13 protein-coding genes and 1 pseudogene are annotated in these 19421 nt (G+C 65.5%); 6 read left to right on the top strand and 8 right to left on the bottom strand.

Features of this window, described 5'->3' with window-relative positions:
- The first annotated feature begins 91 nt into the window (after window positions 1-91).
- Window positions 92-424 (top strand): heat shock protein HspQ, encoded by a 333-nt coding sequence (gene hspQ, locus ACVJ5M_RS24490; protein ID WP_014495177.1) that lies wholly within the window; start codon window positions 92-94, stop codon window positions 422-424.
- Window positions 425-521: 97 nt separating this feature from the next.
- Here the strand turns inward: hspQ and ACVJ5M_RS24485 are convergent, their stop codons facing one another.
- The gene (locus tag ACVJ5M_RS24485) at window positions 522-1346 is read right to left on the bottom strand and encodes an invasion associated locus B family protein (RefSeq protein ID WP_063983219.1); all 825 of its coding nucleotides are present in this window, start codon (window positions 1344-1346) and stop codon (window positions 522-524) included.
- 272 nt (window positions 1347-1618) lie between these two features.
- Between ACVJ5M_RS24485 and ACVJ5M_RS24480 the strand changes: the two genes are divergently transcribed.
- The 3 genes from ACVJ5M_RS24480 to ACVJ5M_RS24470 all read left to right on the top strand — a co-directional run bounded on the left by ACVJ5M_RS24480 (window position 1619) and on the right by ACVJ5M_RS24470 (window position 6281).
- Entirely contained in the window at window positions 1619-3466 is a 1848-nt protein-coding gene (locus ACVJ5M_RS24480; protein WP_354099697.1) for an extracellular solute-binding protein, read from the top strand.
- 4 nt (window positions 3467-3470) lie between these two features.
- A complete protein-coding gene (locus ACVJ5M_RS24475) occupies window positions 3471-4973 on the top strand; it encodes a class I adenylate-forming enzyme family protein (RefSeq protein ID WP_354099698.1) in 1503 nt (500 codons plus the stop codon).
- Between the two features lie 84 nt (window positions 4974-5057).
- Window positions 5058-6281: a GGDEF domain-containing protein gene (locus ACVJ5M_RS24470; RefSeq protein ID WP_354099699.1), complete on the top strand. Its 1224-nt coding sequence runs from the start codon at window positions 5058-5060 to the stop codon at window positions 6279-6281.
- 55 nt (window positions 6282-6336) lie between these two features.
- Here the strand turns inward: ACVJ5M_RS24470 and ACVJ5M_RS24465 are convergent, their stop codons facing one another.
- The 3 genes from ACVJ5M_RS24465 to ACVJ5M_RS24455 all read right to left on the bottom strand — a co-directional run bounded on the left by ACVJ5M_RS24465 (window position 6337) and on the right by ACVJ5M_RS24455 (window position 11580).
- Complete coding sequence (locus ACVJ5M_RS24465; RefSeq protein ID WP_166353125.1) at window positions 6337-7467, bottom strand: acyl-CoA desaturase; 1131 nt, start codon at window positions 7465-7467, stop codon at window positions 6337-6339.
- 307 nt (window positions 7468-7774) lie between these two features.
- Window positions 7775-11293 carry a transcription-repair coupling factor gene (mfd, locus tag ACVJ5M_RS24460; protein ID WP_283016536.1) on the bottom strand — a complete coding sequence of 1173 codons (3519 nt, stop codon included), beginning with the start codon at window positions 11291-11293 and terminating at the stop codon, window positions 7775-7777.
- Window positions 11290-11580, bottom strand: a complete 291-nt coding sequence (locus ACVJ5M_RS24455; RefSeq protein ID WP_028147879.1) for an FAD assembly factor SdhE — start codon at window positions 11578-11580, stop codon at window positions 11290-11292. The genes mfd and ACVJ5M_RS24455 overlap by 4 nt, the downstream gene beginning before the upstream one ends.
- Before the next feature lie 186 nt (window positions 11581-11766).
- Between ACVJ5M_RS24455 and recG the strand changes: the two genes are divergently transcribed.
- Window positions 11767-13875, top strand: a complete 2109-nt coding sequence (recG, locus tag ACVJ5M_RS24450) for an ATP-dependent DNA helicase RecG (protein WP_283016537.1) — start codon at window positions 11767-11769, stop codon at window positions 13873-13875.
- Here recG and panE read toward each other — a convergent pair.
- On the bottom strand, window positions 13872-14801 hold the full coding sequence (panE, locus tag ACVJ5M_RS24445; protein ID WP_283016538.1) for a 2-dehydropantoate 2-reductase: 930 nt from the start codon (window positions 14799-14801) through the stop codon (window positions 13872-13874). The genes recG and panE overlap by 4 nt on opposite strands.
- Window positions 14802-15101: 300 nt before the next feature.
- Here panE and ACVJ5M_RS24440 point away from each other — a divergent pair, with 300 nt between their 5' ends.
- Complete coding sequence (locus ACVJ5M_RS24440; protein WP_283016539.1) at window positions 15102-15539, top strand: P-loop NTPase family protein; 438 nt, start codon at window positions 15102-15104, stop codon at window positions 15537-15539.
- A gap of 28 nt (window positions 15540-15567) precedes the next feature.
- Here ACVJ5M_RS24440 and ACVJ5M_RS24435 read toward each other — a convergent pair.
- From ACVJ5M_RS24435 to glmS, 3 genes and pseudogenes are all read right to left on the bottom strand, one after another.
- Window positions 15568-16426 (bottom strand): annotated as a pseudogene (locus tag ACVJ5M_RS24435) (DUF1932 domain-containing protein).
- A gap of 105 nt (window positions 16427-16531) precedes the next feature.
- Complete coding sequence (locus ACVJ5M_RS24430) at window positions 16532-17302, bottom strand: DUF502 domain-containing protein (RefSeq protein ID WP_014495163.1); 771 nt, start codon at window positions 17300-17302, stop codon at window positions 16532-16534.
- An 89-nt stretch (window positions 17303-17391) separates the two neighbouring features.
- Window positions 17392-19218, bottom strand: coding sequence for a glutamine--fructose-6-phosphate transaminase (isomerizing) (glmS, locus tag ACVJ5M_RS24425; protein WP_063983209.1), 1827 nt, complete (start codon window positions 19216-19218; stop codon window positions 17392-17394).
- Window positions 19219-19421: the final 203 nt, after the last annotated feature.

The following is a 19421-nucleotide window of genomic DNA, read 5'->3' as shown; positions in this document are numbered from 1 at the left end:
TGAAGATTTGGGGGCTATCTGCCCCTTAGCCGAAGGTCAATTACAGATCAGGGCACTAGCATCGGCCACAATCCTGGTCTATCGACGGGGAATGATTAAAGCGAGGACCGCCAAATTCCAGATCGGACAGGTCGTTCGCCACCGGATCTTCTCGTTCCGGGGGGTGATCTTCGACATCGATCCGGAATTCAACAACACCGAGGAGTGGTGGCTGTCGATTCCCGAAGAGGTGCGGCCTCACAAGGACCAGCCGTTCTACCACCTGCTCGCGGAGAACGCGGAGTCGGAATACGTCGCCTATGTCTCCGAGCAGAATCTGGTGCCTGACGATTCCGGCGAGCCGATTCGCCATTCCCAGGTCGCCGAGATCTTCATCAAGGACAAGACCGGCGGCTATCGCCCGCGCAATCCGTCGCTGAACTGAGCCGACCGCGCTTGAAGTGAGTTTTGCCGCCATCAAGCGGCCAGCAAAAAAGGCGCTCGAACCGAGCGCCTTTTTCATGTCCGGGATTTTAGCCCGCTTACTTCTGACCGGTCGGAGCCGCGCCGGGCGCGCCACCGTTCTGCTCGAGCTTCTTGCGCTGCTCGTCGGCCTTCTTCTGAAGCTCTTCCTGAAGCTTCTTCTGGGTTTCCTCGAACACCTTCGGATCGGTCGGCGGACCGTCATAGGCCTTCTGGAATTCGCCGGCGAGCGGCAGCGGCAACGTCAAGGGCGCACCGTTGGCATTGATCGCCTGGACAACGAGGTTCTGGCCCTTCTTCATGTTGCCGATGAGCTCGGGCGTGGCCTCGTAGTCGGACATGCAGCCATTCTGGAAGCAGATCACGTAGGGGCTCTGCAACGGCGCATTGTTGTCCACGATGATGCGGGTGCCGTGCACGAGCTGCATGCCGAGCGGCAGCGTCACGCGCAGGATCTTCTTGGGCTCGCCTTCCGGCTCGATGATCACGGCCGCGATGACCGGCTGGCCCGACTCGATGCGGCCGTCCTTGCCGGTGAAGCAGACCTGCTTGGCGTTGGCGTCCTGGCCCTTGAGGCAGAACTTGGTCCAGGGGGCGTAGATCAGCTGGATCTGCTGATCGGCCGGCTGGGCCGCGGCGCCCTGCTGCGCCGGAGCGCCCTGCGCGGGAGCCGGCTGGGCGGGAGCCTGGGCAGCCGGCGCCGGAGCCTTGGGGGCAGCCTTCGGAGCAGCTTTCGGGGCCGCCTTGGGCGCGGCGGGGGCACCGGGGGCCGGCGCCGGGGTCTGGGCCTCAGCGGCAAACGGAACGGCCAATGCCGTCGCCGTCAACAAGGCGAGAAGTCGCCCGCGCGGCCGGACGGACGCGGCCAAGTAACGGAAATTCATTGCGGAAAACCCTTTCTGAACGGGAAGTGCCCGAACCGCTCCGAAGCGACGAACCTGGCCGCGTTGGGCGCGGCTCTCTCCCCGTCAATTGAGGCGGATAAGTGACGGGCTCGACGCTCTTGCGCGATTGCGTGCCTTCTTAACGTGGCCGACGAAAAGATCAATGCCGACAAGCGTCTTTGACCACGCCTTGAACCGCTCCCTGGCCTGCGATCCGTGAAATTCCTTGTGATAGGATTCAGGCCCGCAGGTCCTCGAATCAACGTGTGCCGATGTCCATGTTCCAGCGCCTTCTCGAGGGCCTTCGTGAGGGCCTTGGCACCCGCCTCTGTCTTCTCGCCTTCGTCGTCGCCTCCGCGCTCTCCGCAGGCGGCGCAGGGGCTGGGGAAGCCCATGCCATCGCGATGCACGGCAAGCCGGCGATGCCGGCCGATTTCACCCACATGCCCTACGCCAACCCTGATGCCCCCAAGGGCGGCCGGCTCACCTGGGGCATTCTCGGCACCTTCGACAGCCTCAATCCCTTCATCGTCAGGGGATTGGCCGTGCAGCCGGTGCGGAACTACGTGGTCGAGAGCCTGCTCGCACGCGGCAATGACGAGCCGTTCACGCTCTACGGCCTGCTCGCCAGATCGGTCGAGACCGATGACGCGCGGAGCTTTGTCACGTTCCGCCTCGATCCCCGCGCCCGCTTCTCCGACGGCAAGCCGGTCCTGGCGGAGGATGCGCTGTTCTCCTGGCAGCTGCTGCGCGATCACGGCCGCCCCAACCATCGGCAATATTACGCCAAGGTCGCCAAGGCCGAAGCGCCCGACCCTCTCACCGTCCGCTTCGACCTGGCTGGCGCCAACGACAGGGAATTGCCGCTGATCCTCGGCCTGATGCCGATCCTGCCGAAGCATGCAGTGGATGTCGCAACCTTCGAGGAGACGACGCTGACCGGCCCAATCGGCTCGGGCCCGTATCGGATCATGGCGGTGAAGCCCGGCGCCAGCGTGACCTTGACCCGCAATCCCGACTATTGGGGTCGCGACCTGCCCATCAATCGCGGGCTCTACAATTTCGACGAGATCAGGCTCGACTATTTTCGCGAGGCCAATGGCCAGTTCGAAGCCTTCAAGCGCGGCCTCTATGATTTCCGCGTCGAGCACGAGCCGCTGCGCTGGCACGACGGTTACGACTTTCCAGCCGCCAAAAGCGGCGACGTGATCCGCGACACCATCAAGCCCGGCGTGCCGCAGCCTTCCGAATTCCTGGTGTTCAACACGCGCCGTCCGATCTTCGCCGACATCCGCGTGCGCCGGGCACTGACGCTGCTGTTCGATTTCGAGCTGGTCAACCGCAACTACTTCTTCGGACTCTATTCGCGCGTTGCGGGCTATTTCGCCGGCTCCGACCTCTCGGCCTATGGACGGCCTGCGGATGCGCGCGAACGCGAGCTGCTGAAGCCCTTTGCCGCGCAGATCCCCCCCGACGTCATGGACGGCAGCTACCGCCTGCCCGTCACCGACGGCTCGGGGCGCGACCGGACGACGCTGCGCGCGGCACTCAAGCTCCTGTCGGACGCCGGTTACGATCTCGACGGCACCGTGCTGCGTAACCGCGCGACAAAGGCCCCCTTCACCTTCGAGATGCTGGTGACGACCCGCGACCAGGAGCGCATCGCGCTCGCGTTCCAGCGCGACCTCAAGCGCGCCGGCATCGAGCCGAGCGTTCGCGCGGTCGATCCCGTGCAGTTCGACCAGCGCCGGCTCAGCTACGAGTTCGACATGATCCAGAACCGCTGGGACCAGTCGCTGTCGCCCGGCAACGAGCAGTATTTCTATTGGGGGAGTGCTGCCGCCGACAATCCGGGCACCCGCAACTACATGGGCGCCAAAGATCCCGCCGTCGATGCCATGATCGACGCTCTCCTCGAGGCCCGTGATCACACGGCCTTCGTCTCGGCGGTGCGGGCGCTCGACCGCACCTTGATCTCCGGTTTCTATACAATCCCCCTGTTTAACGTATCCGAGCAATGGATCGCGCGCTGGAATCGGATAGAACGGCCAAAGGCCACCTCGCTGTCCGGCTACCTGCCGGAGACCTGGTGGTCGAAGGGGCAGCCGCAAGCGAAGTGACGCCGTGAATCAGCCAGCCGTATCGCCGACGCTCGACACGCTGTTTCAGCGCACGCTGATGCGGCAACCGCACGCGCTCGCCCTGCTCGATCCCCTCAACAAGGCCCGCGTGACCGGCCACCAGCCGCGGCGGATGACCTACGCCGAGGCCGACACCGCCATCGAGGCCCTGTCGGCGCATTTCGTCGAATCGGGCCTGCCGGCCAATTCGGTCATCGCGATCCAGCTGCCTGCTACGGTCGAGTTCGTGCTGACGGTGCTCGCCGCGCATCGCGCCGGGCTCGTGGTCGCCGTGCTGCCGCTGCTCTGGCGCCATGCGGAACTGACCGCCGCGCTGAACCGCACCGCGGCGCGCGCCATCGTCACCATGAGCAAGGTCGACGGCGTCAGCTATTCCGACCTCGCGATGCATGCCGCCGCGGAGGCCTTCTCGATCCGTTACGTCTGCGGTTTCGGCGCCGACCTGCCCGAGGGCATGGCCTCGCTCGACGAGGTGCTGGCCCGCCCGCCGGGCACCACGCGCGCCGTGATCCAGGACGGCCGCAAGGCGGCGATGATCTCCTTCGACGTCACCGCGGAAGGCTTTCGCCCGGTGCCGCGGCCGCATTTCAGCCTGATCGCCGGCGGGCTCGCGATGTCGCTGGAAGCCGACATCAAGCAGGGCGCGACCGTGATGGCGGCGTTCACGCCGATGTCGTTCGCGGGCCTCGCCTCCTCGCTCGCGGTGTGGCTGCTCTGCGGCGGCACGCTGGCGCTGCATCATCCCTTCGAGAACGACGTGCTGGAACAGCAAATCAACGAGCACGAATGCGAGGTGCTGATCGCCCCCGCGCAGCTCGCGCTGCGGCTCGGCGATGCCGATCTCGCGGCGCGGATGCCGAGCTTGCGCAACGTCATCGGCCTCTGGCGCGCGCCCGAGCAGGTGGCGGCGAGCGATGCCTGGATCGCGCCGCATGCACCGCTGACCGACGTCTATCTGTTCGGCGAGGCCGGGCTGTTCGGCGCCCGCCGCGGCGAGGACGGCATGCCTGTTGCGGTGATGCCCGGACCGCACGGCGCCCCGCGCGAGCAGTCCGGTTCCTCCATCGCCGGCGAGATCCTGCTGACGCCCAGGGGCACGCTCGGCCTGCGCGGAGCGATGGTGCCGATCGCGGCCTACGCGCCGCCGCAGCCGGTCGGCGACACGCTGACGGCGCAGCCGCCGCGCGATTATGTCGACACCGGCTATGCCGCGCGGCTCGACCGTCCGAGCGGCGCGATCTGCATCACCGCACCGCCCTCCGGCATCATGGCCGTCGGCGGCTACCGCTTCCTGTCCAACGATCTCCAGGAATGGGCGCGCCGGCTCGGCCAGGGCGCCCTGCTCACCGCGCTGCCCGACCGGCTCTCGGGTCACCGGCTCGCAGGACGGGCGCAAGACAATGCCCGCGCCCGCGAAGCGCTCAATGAGCTCGGGCTTAACCCCCTGATGGTCGAGGCTTTTCGCGACCGCTCCGGGCCGGTTTAAGCGCAGTTTCGACCCATCCATTGACGCTGCATTAAGGCAACCGGACTAGATTGCGCAGCATCTGTTGCGTGATCAGAGTTTGCGATGTCCCAGGCGGGCCCGATCCTGTTTGTGTCCAACGCCCAGCGGCCGCCTTTCATTGCGGCCCTGGACGAGGCCCGTCTGTTTCCCGTCGTCGACGCCGACTGGGCCAGCGCGGCGCGCGCGGTCGAGCAGGTGCAGCCGGCCGCGGTTCTCGCCGCGATGCATGTCGGGCACGAGCCCCATCTGGCGACGCTCGCCAGGAAGATCGCGGACCAATCGCCCTACCTGCCGTTCGTGGCGCTCGAGGCTGCGGGTACGCTGCCGCAGAACGCCCTGCCCTTCTCCTCGCGCGGCGGCAATTCCGACCGCCTCGTCGCGCGGCTCCGCGCCGCGCTGCGCGTACGGACTCTCCATGCGACGGTTCTGCGCCGGCTGCCGGACGCGAAAGTCGGGTTGCCGGAGGGGGATCCGGCACGCGATGCGACGGTGCTCCTGATCGGCCGCGGCGCAGCTTATCCTGCGCTCTCCGTCGCACTCGGCGAACGCGTCGGGGTCGTCGGCGCGCTCTCGATCGAGGCCGCGGCCAAGCATCTCAACACCCGCGATATCGATGGCGTCGTGCTCGCCGAAGGCTTTACCGCGCGCGTCACCGACGCCTTCCTCACGGTACTCGCCGAAGACACCCGATTCCGCAGCCTGCCCGTGGTCGTCACCGCGCACCAGCTCGCGCAGACTTACGACCTGCCCAATCTCGAGCTGATCCCGGGCGAGCCGGCGAAGGTCGCCGCCAACGCGCTGCCGCTGATCCGCCAGCACGCGATGGAAGCGCAACTGAGCCGCACGCTGCGTTCGATCGATGCCGGCGGCTGGCTCGACCCGCGCAGCGGCCTGCTCACGGTGGAAGCTTTTGCCCGCGATTTCGCCAAGGCGGTCGAGCAGGCTCTTGCCCGCGGCGGCGGCCTCTCCGTGGCGCGCTTCGCCTTCGAGCCCGGCAATTCCCGTGCCCAGCTCGACGCCGCGCGGATCCTGAGCCGCCTGATGCGGCAGATGGATTTTGGCGTGGCGCAGAAAGACGGCTCCGTCATCGTCGTGTTCGCGGAGACCGACTTCCGCACCGCCCACATGATCGCCCGCCGCCTGTCGGCGGTGATGCGGCACACCTCCAATGGCAAGCACGAGATGCGCAGCGATCCCGTCGTCAGCGTGGACTCGCTGTCGCCGTCGGATACGGCGCGGTCACTGCTCGGGCGTCTCTCAGCCGACGCGTCGCGCGCGGCGTCGTAGTCGCGCGTCAGCAATCCCTGATCTCGTGCGCGCCCCTTGTACGGGCAACGTGGCGCTAAGCGCCACCATTCGCGCCCGATTTCGGGGCGGCCGCCAGAGCGGGAGTGGCCAGGAGAAAGCCGACAGTCTCGTTCAGGAGCTCGTGGGCCCGGTCGACGATGTCGTCCAGCGACATCGTCTTTGCGAACATGCGCTGCGCTTCAGCCAGCAACTGGTCGCGAGTCGGCATGCTGGACAGACGCAAATCGGCACGCTGCTGCAACAGAATGATCGCGTCCCTGACCGACAATTCGGTCTCATGGATCGACGTCTTGATCGCCTGTGCGATGTGTTCAGGATTGAAGCGAGCGGCGAGCTGCTCGGCCGCTTGCTTGATCGCGCGTGATCCCAACCGATGCTCATTGCGCAGGACCTGCTTGGGCGGCATCTTCAGATCCCGGACAATCCCGAGCCAGGACAAGGCCACCAGGATATAATAGGTGAGATCAATCTCGTACCAGTGGAAGCCCTGTCGAGCACTGGCCTGATAGGCGTGGTGATTGTTGTGCCACCCCTCACCCATCGTGACGAGAGCGAGCAGCCAGTTGTTGCGGGAATCGTCGCCGGTCACGTACCGCCTGCGGCCGTGAACATGTGCGAGGGAGTTGATGCAGAACGTGCCGTGATACACGAGCACCGTGCTCCAGAGAAAGCCGACCACGAGTCCTGACCACCCGGCAATGAGGAAGCAGAGGCCCGCGAGCACGAATGCCGGCAGAAGCTCCAGTTTGTGCAGCCACATCAGCTCGGGATACGACGCCAGATCCGATACTTTCACCAGATCGGTTGCATCGTGCTGCCGGTAGAAGATCCAGCCGAGATGACTGTAGAGGAAGCCCTTGTGCCGGGGCGAATGCACATCCTGCGCCGTATCCGAGTGAAGATGATGATGGCGATGTTTGGCAGCCCACCAGAGGACGCTTTTCTGAGCGCTGCTCTGGGCCAGGAAGGCCAGGATGAACTGAAACACCCGGCTGGTCGCGTAAGCCCGATGCGAGAAATACCGGTGATAGCCGGCGGTGATCGCAAACATGCGCAACCAGTACAGAACCGCGCAAATGGTAACGGCTTGCCACGAGACGCCCGACCAGATCGCCGCGACGCATCCCGCGTGGACCAATATGAACGGCAGGACCTGCGGATACATGACGTCGTCGTGTTCGTCACCGTGTTCCTGGCCTGAATCGATATTGATAGACACGCTCGCGACCTCAGAAGTTTCAATGGGCGGGGCAGCCCCGCTTTGCGGTACAAAAAACCCGCGGCCGGTAAACCAGTCGCGGGTCACACGAATCAGGTCATCAGTCAGGCACGCTATCAGCGGCGAGGCCAAGTCGGAGGCCAAGTCGTCGGCCTAACTCGACGAATCGAACATGGCTGTCGTTCGATCATTCCGCAAGTGGCCATATGCCGCTGTTTTGTATCCAAGTACCGCTCGGTGGCGCTCGGAACAATTACGCCGCCTTCTTGCTCTGCGCGAGCTGTGCCAGCTGGCGCATGATCTCCGTGGTGCCGGCGAGCCGCTCTTCCGGCGTCTCCCAGTCTTGCAGGAATACCACCTTCATGTCGGGCCGCACCTTGGCGGCCTGGCCGTAGCTGCGGATGAACGACACCAGGCGGTCGGGATGGGCGAACGAATTATCGCGGAAGGCGATGACCGCGCCCTTCGGGCCGGCGTCGATCTTCCCGACATTGGCCGTGCGGCAGAACGCCTTGATCGCGGCGACCTTGAACAGATAGCGCACCTCGTCCGGCAACACGCCAAAACGGTCGCGCATCTCCGCACCAAAATTCTCGATCTCCTCCTCGGTGTCGAGATCGGCGAGCCGCCGGTACAGCGACAGCCGCACCGAGAGGTCGCCGACATAGTCTTCCGGAATGAGCACGGGCATGCCGATGGTGATCGAGGGCGACCAGCGGTCGGCGGCGGGCTCGGACACGCCGGCCTTGAGGTTGACGATCGCCTCCTCCAGCATCGACTGGTAGAGCTCGAAGCCGACTTCCTTGATGTGGCCGGACTGCTCCTCGCCGAGCAGGTTGCCGGCGCCGCGGATGTCGAGGTCGTGCGAGGCGAGCTGGAAGCCCGCGCCCAGCGTCTCCAGCGATTGCAACACGGTGAGCCGGCGCTCGGCCTGCGCGGTGATCTTCTGCTGCGCCGGCAGCGTGAACAGCGCATAGGCTCGCAGCTTGGAGCGGCCGACGCGGCCGCGGAGCTGATACAGCTGCGCCAGGCCGAACATGTCGGCACGGTGCACGATCAGCGTGTTGGCGTTGGGAATGTCGAGGCCGGACTCCACGATGGTGGTCGACAGCAGGATGTCGAACTTGCCGTCGTAGAAGGCGGTCATGATGTCCTCGATCACCGCGGGCGGCATCTGGCCGTGCGCGACCGCGACCTTCATCTCCGGCACGTTCTTGTCGAGGAAGTCCTTGACCTCGGCGAGGTCGTCGATGCGCGGCACCACGTAGAACGCCTGGCCGCCGCGATAGCGCTCGCGCAGCAGCGCCTCGCGGATCATCAGCGGATCGTGCGGGGCGACGAAGGTGCGCACCGCGAGGCGGTCGACCGGGGGCGAGGCAATGATCGAGAGCTCGCGGACGCCGGTCAGCGCCAGCTGCAGCGTGCGCGGGATCGGCGTCGCCGACAGCGTCAGCACATGCACCTCGGAGCGAAGCGCCTTCAGCCGCTCCTTGTGAGTGACGCCAAAATGCTGCTCCTCGTCGACGATGACAAGGCCGAGATCGCGGAACTTGATCGCCTTGCCGAGCAGCGCGTGGGTGCCGACGACGATGTCGACCGAGCCATCGGCGATACCCTTCTTGACCAGGTTCAGCGCCTTGGTCGGGACCAGGCGCGAGGCCTGCGCCACGTTCACCGGAAAGCCCTTGAAGCGGTCGGTGAAGGTCTTGTGGTGCTGGCGGGCGAGCAGCGTGGTCGGCACCACGACCGCGACCTGCTTGCCTTCGAGCGCGACGGCAAAGGCCGCGCGCAAGGCCACCTCGGTCTTGCCGAAGCCGACGTCGCCGCAGATCAGCCGGTCCATCGGACGGCCGAGCTCAAGGTCCTTCAGCGTGGATTCGATGGCCCCTAACTGGTCCTCGGTCTCGTCATAGGGGAAGCGCGCGCAGAACTCGTCGTAAAGTCCCGGCTGCACCGGCAGCTTTGGCGCCTCGTGCAAATGGCGCGCGGCGGCGATCTTGATCAATTCGCCCGCGATCTCACGGATGCGGTTCTTGAGCTTCGCCTTGCGGGTCTGCCAGCCGGAGCCGCCGAGGCGGTCCAGCTCGACCGTGGTCTGGTCGGAGCCGTAGCGCGACAGCAGCTCGATGTTCTCGACCGGCAGAAACAGTTTTGCGTCGGCGGCGTAATGCAGCTCAAGACAGTCATGCGGCGCGCCGGCGACGTCGAGGGTTTGCAAGCCGATGAAGCGGCCGATGCCGTGGTCGGCATGGACGACGATGTCGCCGGCGGTGAGGCTCGTCACCTCCGAGATGAAATTGTCGAGCTTGCGGCTGGCCTTGCGGGGCCGCACCAGGCGGTCGCCGAGGATGTCCTGCTCGCTGATCAGCGCGATCTCATCGGTCTCGAACCCGGCCTCCAGGCCGAGCACGGCGAGCATGGTCTCGTTGCGCGGGGTCGCCTGCACCGTCCGCCAGGCGTTGACGCTGGTGGTGTGGGTCAGCTTGTGGTCGCGCAGCATCGAGGTCATGCGGTCGCGCGATCCCTCGCTCCAGAGTGCGATCACGACCTTCTTGCGCTGGGCATGCAGCGCCATCACGTGGCTGACGACGGACTCGAACACGTTGACGGTGGCGTCATTGCGTTCGGGTGCGAAGTCGCGGCCCTTGCGCGCGCCGGCATCGACGATCGTCGCACCATCGGCCGGAACCGAAAACTGCGTCAGCCGCACCAGCGAAATCTCGCTTTCGCGCCTGGTCCATTCCTCGTCGGTGAGATAGAGCCTGTCAGGCGGCAGCGGCTTGTAGATCGCACCGCCGCCGGGATGCTCCATCGCATCGCGGCGGGCTTCGTAGTAATCTTGGATCTGCTTGAAACGCTCGCGAACGGCGTCCTCGGCCTGCGGCTCGATCGCGATGGCTGCGCCTTGCAGATAGTCGAACAGCGTGTCCATCCGGTCCTGGAACAGCGGCAGCCAGTGCTCCATGCCGGGATGGCGGCGGCCCTCGCTGACGGCCTCGTACAGCGCATCGTCGCGCTCGGGCGCGCCGAACTCGGCGACATAGCCCATGCGGAAGCGGCGGATGGTGTCGGTGACGAGCTGGAATTCCGAGATCGGCACGAGGTCGAGCGAGCGCATGTCGAGCATCGTGCGCTGGGTCTCGGCGTCGAAGGAGCGGATCGATTCCAGGCTGTCGCCGAAGAAGTCGAAGCGGACCGGCTGGTCGAGGCCGGCCGGAAACAGATCCAGGATACCGCCGCGCACGGCATATTCGCCGGGCTCGCGCACGGTCGAGGAGCGGTTGTAGCCGTTGTGCTCGAGCCAGGCGACGATGGTGTCCATTGGCACCACGTTGCCCGGCGCAACCGACAGCGCCTGCGCGGCAACGAGTTCGCGCGCAGGGACGCGCTGCAGGATTGCGTTCACCGTGGTGAGCACGATCAGCGGCTTGTCGCTGCCGGTCAGCGGCGCAAGCCGCGCCAGTGTGGTCAGGCGCTGCGCGAGGATGCCGCCATGCGGCGAGACGCGGTCATAGGGCTGGCAGTCCCAGGCCGGAAAGGTCAGCACCGGCAAATCGGGCGCGAAGAATTGCAGCGCGCGCTCGAGCTGCTGCATTCGCCCGCCGTCGCGGCAGACCACGGCAAGGCTGACGGCCGGTTTCTTCGGCCGTGCGGCGATGGCACGGGCGAGATCGGAGATGACGAGGCCCTCGGCGCCCTCGGCAACATTGGCAAGCGTCAGCGCGCGGCCGGGCGTAAGCAGCTCGGCCGGCGACTTTATCCCCTGTTTCATAAATCGCCGTCCGTAATCGGGAACGCCTTGATGCGCGCAAACAGCGCGCCGGTGACATCAGCTGGCAGCACCTTGTCACCGGTGATGGCGGCATAGAGATCGGGATCGGACTCTTCGAGCAGGGTCTCGAGCTCGGTCAGCTCGTCGTCGGACAGATTGCCGATCTCGGCATCCGCGAAGCGGCCCAGGATCAGGTCCATCTCGCGCGTGCCGCGGTGCCAGCAGCGGAACAGAAGCCGCTTGCGGCGATCGTCCAGCCCGTTGCTCGATCGTGTCGTTCCCGTCATGTCTCAGATCCAGTCAAACGCAGAAAGCCCGGACGTGCCGGGCCGGGGTGATATAGCCACTCGGACCGCCCCTGTCAGCCCTCGATTTGGCATGGCCCGCTGCCCGCGTGGGCGCCGCGAAAAAAGCCGTGGATGCCCGGCATAAAGCCGGGCATGACGGGCCGAAACGATCCTAGATTCGCTCTCATGCGCCCCAGCCTGCTCAATCCGCTGTTTGCTCCCGTGACCAGCCTGCCCGGCGTCGGTCCGAAGCAGGACAAGCTGCTGCAGTACCTGCTCAGCCGCAATGAGACGCCGCGCCTGGTTGACCTGCTGCTGCATTTGCCGAGCCAGGTCATCGACCGCCGTGCGCGGCCAAAGATCCGCGACGCCGTCCAGGGAACCATGGTGACGCTGGAGGTCACCGTCGATCGCCATCGCCCGCCTCCGCCGCGCAACGCCCGCGCGCCCTATCTCGTCTACGCCAGCGACGACACCGGCGACGTCGTGCTGACCTTCTTCCGCGCCAAGCCCGGCTATGTCGAAAAGCTGCTGCCGATGGGCGAGAAGCGCTACGTCTCGGGCACGCTGCAGATGTATGACGGCATCCCGCAGATCGTGCATCCCGACCGCGTGCTCGACGAGGAGGCGATCGCAAAACTCTCCGGCATCGATCCGGTCTATCCGCTGACCACCGGTCTGGCACTCGGCTCGCTCCGCCGCGCGGTCGCGCAAGCGCTGCAGAAGCTGCCGGCCCTGCCGGAATGGATCAGCCCGGAGGTGATGCGCCGCTGCAGTTTTCCGACGGTCACCGAGGCGCTCAGCCGCGTGCACCAGCCGGTCGAGCTGACAGACATCCTGCCCGAAAAACCCTACTGGTCGCGCCTCGCCTTCGATGAGCTTTTGGCCGGCCAGCTCGCGCTGGCCCTGATCCGCGCCCAATTGCGCCGCCCGGCCGGCGTCCGCAACGCCGGCGACGGTCACTTGCGCAACAAGATCATCGACGCCCTGCCCTATGCCCTGACCCCGTCCCAGCGCAACGCCGCGGCCGCCATCGCCGAGGATCTAAAACAGCCCGTGCGCATGCTGCGCCTGCTTCAGGGCGATGTCGGCTCGGGCAAGACCGTGGTGGCGCTGCTGGCGGCCGCCGCCGTCGCCGAAGTCGGCAAGCAGGCGGCGCTGATGGCGCCGACGGAAATTTTGGCGCGGCAGCACATCAAGACCATCGCCCCGCTCGCGGAGCGCGCAGGGCTGCGCGTGGCCATCCTCACCGGCCGCGAGAAAGGCAAGGAACGGCGCGAGCTGTTGGCGCAACTCGAAGCCGGCGAGATCAATCTCCTCGTCGGCACCCATGCCCTGATCCAGGACGACGTGATCTTCAACGATCTCGCCCTGGCCGTCGTCGACGAGCAGCATCGTTTCGGCGTGCGCGAACGCCTCGCGCTGACCTCGAAGGGCGCCGCCGTCGACGTGCTGGTGCTGAGTGCGACGCCGATCCCGCGCACGCTGGTGCTGACCTATTTCGGCGACATGGACATCTCCGAGTTGCGCGAGAAGCCCGCCGGCCGCCAGCCGATCGAGACCCGCACCATATCGATGAGTCGCCTCAATGAGGTCACGGACAGCATCGGCCGGGCCCTGGAGGCGGGCAAGCTGGTCTACTGGATCTGCCCGCTGGTCGAGGAATCCGAGGCCGAGGGCACCGAGCACCTGACCAATGCGACCAAACGCTTCGAGAGCTTGCAAAAGCGTTTCGGCGACCGCGTCGGCCTCGTCCACGGCCAGATGAAGGGCACCGAGAAGGACCGCGTGATGGGCCAGTTCGCCGCCCATGAGATCGGGCTTCTGGTTGCGACCACCGTGGTCGAGGTCGGCGTCGACGTGCCGGCCGCGACCATCATGGTGATCGAGAACGCCGAACGGTTTGGCCTTGCCCAGCTGCACCAGCTGCGCGGCCGCATCGGGCGCGGCTCGGAAGCCTCGACCTGTCTCCTTCTCTACTCGGAGCCGCTCGGCGAGATGTCGAAGGCACGCCTGAAGGTGATCCGCGAGACCACCGACGGTTTTCGCATCGCCGAGGAAGATTTGAAGCTGCGCGGCGAAGGCGATGTGCTCGGCGTGCGCCAGAGCGGCCTGCCCGGCTACCGCATCGCGCGCTCGGAGGTGCACGGCCAGCTCATCACCCAGGCTAGAGACGAGGCGCTGCGGATCCTGAAGGACGATCCGAAGCTGAAAGGCGAGCGCGGCGAGGCGCTGCGGTGCCTGCTGTATCTCTACGAGCGGGACGAGGCGATCCCGCTGATCGGGGCGGGTTAGCCTGCTGCTCTTCGGCGCCCGACCTCATAAGCCGCCACATGCGCGCGGGCCAGATCCAGCAGCGGCGTATCGATACCGAGCGTGCGGGCGCGATTGGCCATATCGCCCAGGATATGCTCCGCTTCGGTAACCGAACCACGCTCGATATCGCGCAGCATCGAAGCCTTGAGCGGCGAGTCCGGGGTGGTGAACAGTTTCCGGTCGAACTCGATGAACGGGGCGCGTGGCTCAAAACCCGACGCCGTTGCAACGGCACAGCATTCCGCGAACAGCCGGAAAATGGACTGCTCGCCGTTCGGCACCGCCAGGATGTCGCCGATACTTGCGCGCATCAGGCAAGTGATGCCGGCGAGCGTGCTGAGCTGGATGAATTTCTCCCACATGTCCTGCATGATCGTTTCGCTGGCGCGCACGTCGATACCGGGGACATGGAGCAGTGTTTCCAGCGCGAGCGCACGCTCGCTCGGCGCCCCGTTGGTCTCGCCGAAGACGATGGTCTGATTGGCCATGAACTGAACGACACGACCATCCGCGTCGAGCCCGGCGCTGACGTTCGCCAGGCCGCCGAGGACGCGCGCAGCACCGAACTTCGCGGTCAGAGCGTCAATATGTTTCAATCCGTTGAGTATCGGCAGAATCATCGTGTTGGCGCCAACGGCCGGGGCAAACTGGGCCATCGCATCGTCGAGCGAGTAGGATTTCACCCCGACCAGCACGACGTCGAACGTCTCCTTGAGATCGTTAGCCAGGACGATCTTCGGCTGCACGGCAAAGTCGCCATGCGGGCTCACGACCTGCAATCCATTCCGCCGCAATTGCTCGGCACGCTTCGCTCGCACCAGAAAGGTCACGTCGCCGCCCGCTCGGACCAGGCGAGCTCCGTAATAGCCTCCAAGCGCGCCTGCGCCGATCACCAGCACTCTCATTCGAACTCCGATTGCATCCATCTGTCTCCGCAGAAACAATAGCAGACGGGGCGTGCGGCGTCTCCTCCCCGTCATTGCGAGCGCAGCGAAGCAATCCAGAATCTTCCCACGGAGACAGGCTGGATTGCTTCGCTGCGCTCGCAATGACGAAGTGGATAGAGCCGCTTCAGAAGACTCACCCTTTCGCCGCGGTCGACTTTATGAAACCTTGCGCTCATGCGCAGGGTCATCGTTGTCGGTTCTCAGGGAAGCGGAAAGACGAGCCTCTCTCGAAATCTCGGGCGGAAGCTTGGACTGCCCGTGGTGCATCTCGACGTGCTCTATTGGCGGCCGGGATGGAATCCATCCGACAAGGCCAGCTTCCGTCTACGCGTCGCGGAGGCGATCGCGGGCGACGCATGGGTCATCGACGGCAGCTTCTCGGGGCTCGCCTTCGATCTCACGCTTGCGCGTGCCGACACCCTGGTCGTCATCGACCGCCCGCGCTGGCTCTGCCAGTGGCGCATTCTCTGGCGCTCCGCGTTCGATCGCGACACGACGCGACCCGATCTGCCCGAGGGATGTCCGGAACAGTTCGACTGGAAACTGATGAAGGAGGCGTGGCGCTACGACACCGAGCGCGTGCCCGTCATCGAGGCCGAGCGCCTTCAATATGGCCCCGATGTCCCGGTCGTGCGCCTGAGACGCGACCGGGACATCCAGGGTTTTCTGGAGTCGGTTTCAGTACACTGCGAGTGATCCATCGCCGTGACTTCAGACTGGACGGTCAGGCCTTCTTCTGCGCGACACGCGCAGCGAACGCCTTCAGCAGTGCCGCATCCACCGCTTCGCCATTCGCGTCCGCGGCGAGGTGCTCGAACCAGCGCGCAAAGCCTTCGTAGATCTGGCTCGCCGGATGGTCGGGCCCGAGGAAACCCGAGATCTCCCGCATCTCCGCGACCCAGCGATAGGCTTTCGGGATCATGTCCGGCAGCGCGACTTCGAGCCGGGCCAGGACCGCGGGCTGGCTCAGCGCGAGCTCGTCGCGCAGCGCGTCAGCCGCGCCCGCTTTCGTGGCCGCGACCACCATGGCCGAGCCGATGCCGGCCAGGCCCTTGACGATACCTGCATAGGACATCTTCAGCGCGGAGGCCGCGCCGACGGGGCCCTCGACAATCCGCACGTCGAGCCCGAGATCCTTCAGCACCGCGAGATCCCCAGCGTACTCGCCGGACAGGTAGAAAGCCGGGCTCTTGCCGCCGGGCTGCGGCGGGAAGCCGATGATGCCGCCATCGACGAACGGCGCCTGTGCCGAGCCGATGATCTCCTCGATTCTTTGAACGGTATCGACATTGACCGCGTTGCAGTCGACGACGATGGGCTTCTTCTCGCGCCGGACGATCAGCGCGGCCAGGCGTTCGGCCAAAGCCACGGCTTCGCCCGGCGGCACGATCGAAAGGATGATGTCGGCCTCCACGATCGCGTCGTCCTCGGCGCCGATCATGCCGGCATCGGCGGCGCGCTTTTGCGTCGCCTCGCTGCGCCCCCTTCAACGACGTCAGCACGCGCGCACCGTTTTCGCCGAGGCGGCGGGCCACGGCGCTGCCCATGGCGCCGGGCGCGAGAATCGCAATGGTCTTCGTCATCATGCACTCCAGGTCGAATTCCGAGCGAGGCGCTCAATTCAACCGGAAGACTAGCAGAGGACGAAAGTGCTTGCGTGAATGCGGCCATCCGAAACGGGAATGGCCCTACTCCACCTTCGCGGGCTGGGGCTGGAGCGCGGACGCGTTGGCAATGCGCGCGGCGTTCGCCATGCCCGCGAGCGCGGCGGCCTTCTTCGGATCGGGCGCCGAGCCCGGCTGCACCACGCCGGCCGACATGATCAGGGTCGCGGCATCTTCGGTGCTCATGTCGACCTCGACGATCTTGCTCTTGGGCACGTAGAAGAAGAAGCCCGTGGTCGGGTTCGGCGAGCACGGCAGGAACACCGAGACGTGCTCCTCCTGCCCCGGCAGGCTGCGCGCGACCTCTTCATTCGGCGACTGCGAGATCAGCACGATCGACCACATGCCCGGCGACGGAAACTCAACCAGGCCGACCTTCCGGAAGCTCGAGCCCTTGCCCGAGAACAGCGTCTCGAACACCTGCTTCAGGCCGCGATAGATGGCGCGCACCGCCGGAATCCGGCCGAGGAAGGTCTCGCCGATATCGACCAGCGTCCGGCCGATCAGATTGGCCGCGAGGAAGCCGACCAGCGTCAGCGTGAAGAATGCGACAATCAGTCCCCAACCTGGAATGACATACGGCAGATAGGTTTCGGGCCGGTAGGCCAACGGCACGAACGGCCGCACCACGCCGTCAACCCAAGTGACGAACCACCAGACCAGATACAGCGTGATGGCAATTGGCCCCGTCACGACAAGGCCGGTGAGGAAATAATTGCGGAAGCGGCCCATCAGGCCGGTATGCGGTTCCGGGATGGGATCAAGCGGCGCAGGCGCGTCGTCGCGGGGGGTCATTCGGGTTCCAGGTCGGTCGCTGCACTCAAGCTAGGGTCTTCTAGCAGGTTTTGGAAGACTACCTAGCGTTCCGGCCTGATCCCTTCTGCCTATTCCACGGTCACCGATTTCGCGAGGTTGCGCGGCTGGTCGACGTCGGTGCCCATGATGACCGCTGTATGATAGGCGAGCAGCTGAACGGGGACGGCATAGACCATCGGTGTGAACGCGGCCGCCATGTCGGGCATGACGATGGTGACGAGGGACTCGACGGTCGCCTCCTCCGCGCCCTTGGCGTCCGTCATCAGGATGATCCTGCCGCCGCGGGCGGCAACCTCCTGCATGTTGGAGACGGTCTTTTCGAACACGCGGTCATAGGGGGCGATGACGACGACCGGCATGGTCTCGTCGATCAGCGCGATCGGCCCGTGCTTCAGCTCGCCGGCGGCATAGCCCTCGGCATGGATATAGGAGATCTCCTTCAGCTTCAGCGCGCCTTCGAGCGCGAGCGGGAAGCTGGTGCCGCGGCCGAGATAGAGCACGTCGCGCGATTTGGCGATCTCACGCGCCAGCTTCTCGATCTGGAGCTCGGTGGTGAGCGCGTCCGACATCAGGCGCGGGATCTCGACGAGGCCATGAACGAGCTTGGTCTCGTCCTCGTCGGACAATTCGCCGCGGGCCTTGCCGGCCGCGATCGCAAGATTTGCCAGCACCATGAGCTGGCAGGTGAAGGCCTTGGTCGAGGCGACGCCGATCTCGGGACCGGCGAGCGTCTGCAGCACGGTCTCGCTCTCGCGCGCGATCGTCGAGGTCGGCACGTTGACGACGGCCACCGTGTGCACACCCTCGGCCTTGGCATAACGCAGCGCGGCCAGCGTGTCGGCGGTCTCGCCCGACTGCGAGATGAAGATGGCGAGATCGCCCTTGCGCAACGGCGCCTCGCGGTAGCGGAATTCGGAGGCGACATCGACCTCGACCGGCACGCGCGCAAAGCGTTCGAACCAGTATTTCGCGACGAAGCCGGCATAGCTCGCGGTGCCGCAGGCGGTGATGTTGATGCGCTGGATGCTCTTGAAGTCGAAGGGCAGCTTGACCGGCAGCGAGACGCGCTCGGTCGCCATGTCGACATAGCGCGCCAGCGTGTGGCCGACCACTTCCGGCTGCTCGTGAATTTCCTTCGCCATGAAGTGGCGGTAATTGGCCTTGTCGACCAGCGAGGTCGAGGCGGCGTGCTTGATCTTCTCGCGCTGGACGGCGTGGCCGTCCTTGTCGAAGACCGTAGCGCCCTTGCGCGTCAGCACGACCCAGTCGCCGTCTTCGAGATAGCTGATCGTGTCGGTGAACGGGCCGAGCGCAATGGCGTCGGAGCCGAGATACATCTCGCCGTCGCCATATCCGATCGCAAGCGGCGGGCCGTTGCGGGCGCCGATCATGAGGTCGTCGTCACCGGCGAAGATGAAGCCGAGCGCGAAGGCCCCGCGCAGCCGCGCCAGCGTCAGCTTCACCGCTTCCACGGGCTTGTTGCCGCGCGTGAGCAGATCGTCCACGAGATGCAGCACGATCTCGGTGTCGGTCTCGGTGTGAAACACCGTGCCCTTTTTCTCGAGCTCCTCGCGCAGCTCGCGGAAATTCTCGATGATGCCGTTGTGGACCACGGCAACGCGTTCGGTCGCGTGCGGATGGGCATTGTTGACGGTCGGCTTGCCGTGGGTGGCCCAACGGGTGTGGCCGATGCCGGTCGTGCCTTTGAGCGGCTCGGCCTCGAGACGCTTCTCCAGATTCTTCAGCTTGCCCTCGGCGCGGCGGCGCGCGAGATGCTTGCCTTCGAGCGTGGCGACGCCCGCGGAGTCGTAACCGCGATATTCAAGACGTTTGAGCGAATCCACCAATTGCTCTGCAACCGGCGTGCGCCCGAGAATGCCGACAATCCCGCACATGCGGATCAATATCCCCCAAATCGTCGAAAAATCGCCTAAACGATCCGCTCGGTCTTTAGCGAAGTTCCTAAGGAACCAGATACTCAATAATTATTGCGGATTGAGACAGCGCCGGTTCGCTTCCGATTTCGACTGCGTCGAATTGGCCGGCCTTAAACCGCGCGAATTAACTTGTTGTCAATAAGTTTGACCAACGATTCCCG

It is taken from the genome of Bradyrhizobium sp. S3.7.6 (assembly GCF_054061875.1).
Note: the sequence above shows the minus strand (reverse complement) of the source record. Positions and strands in the feature narration are given on the sequence as shown.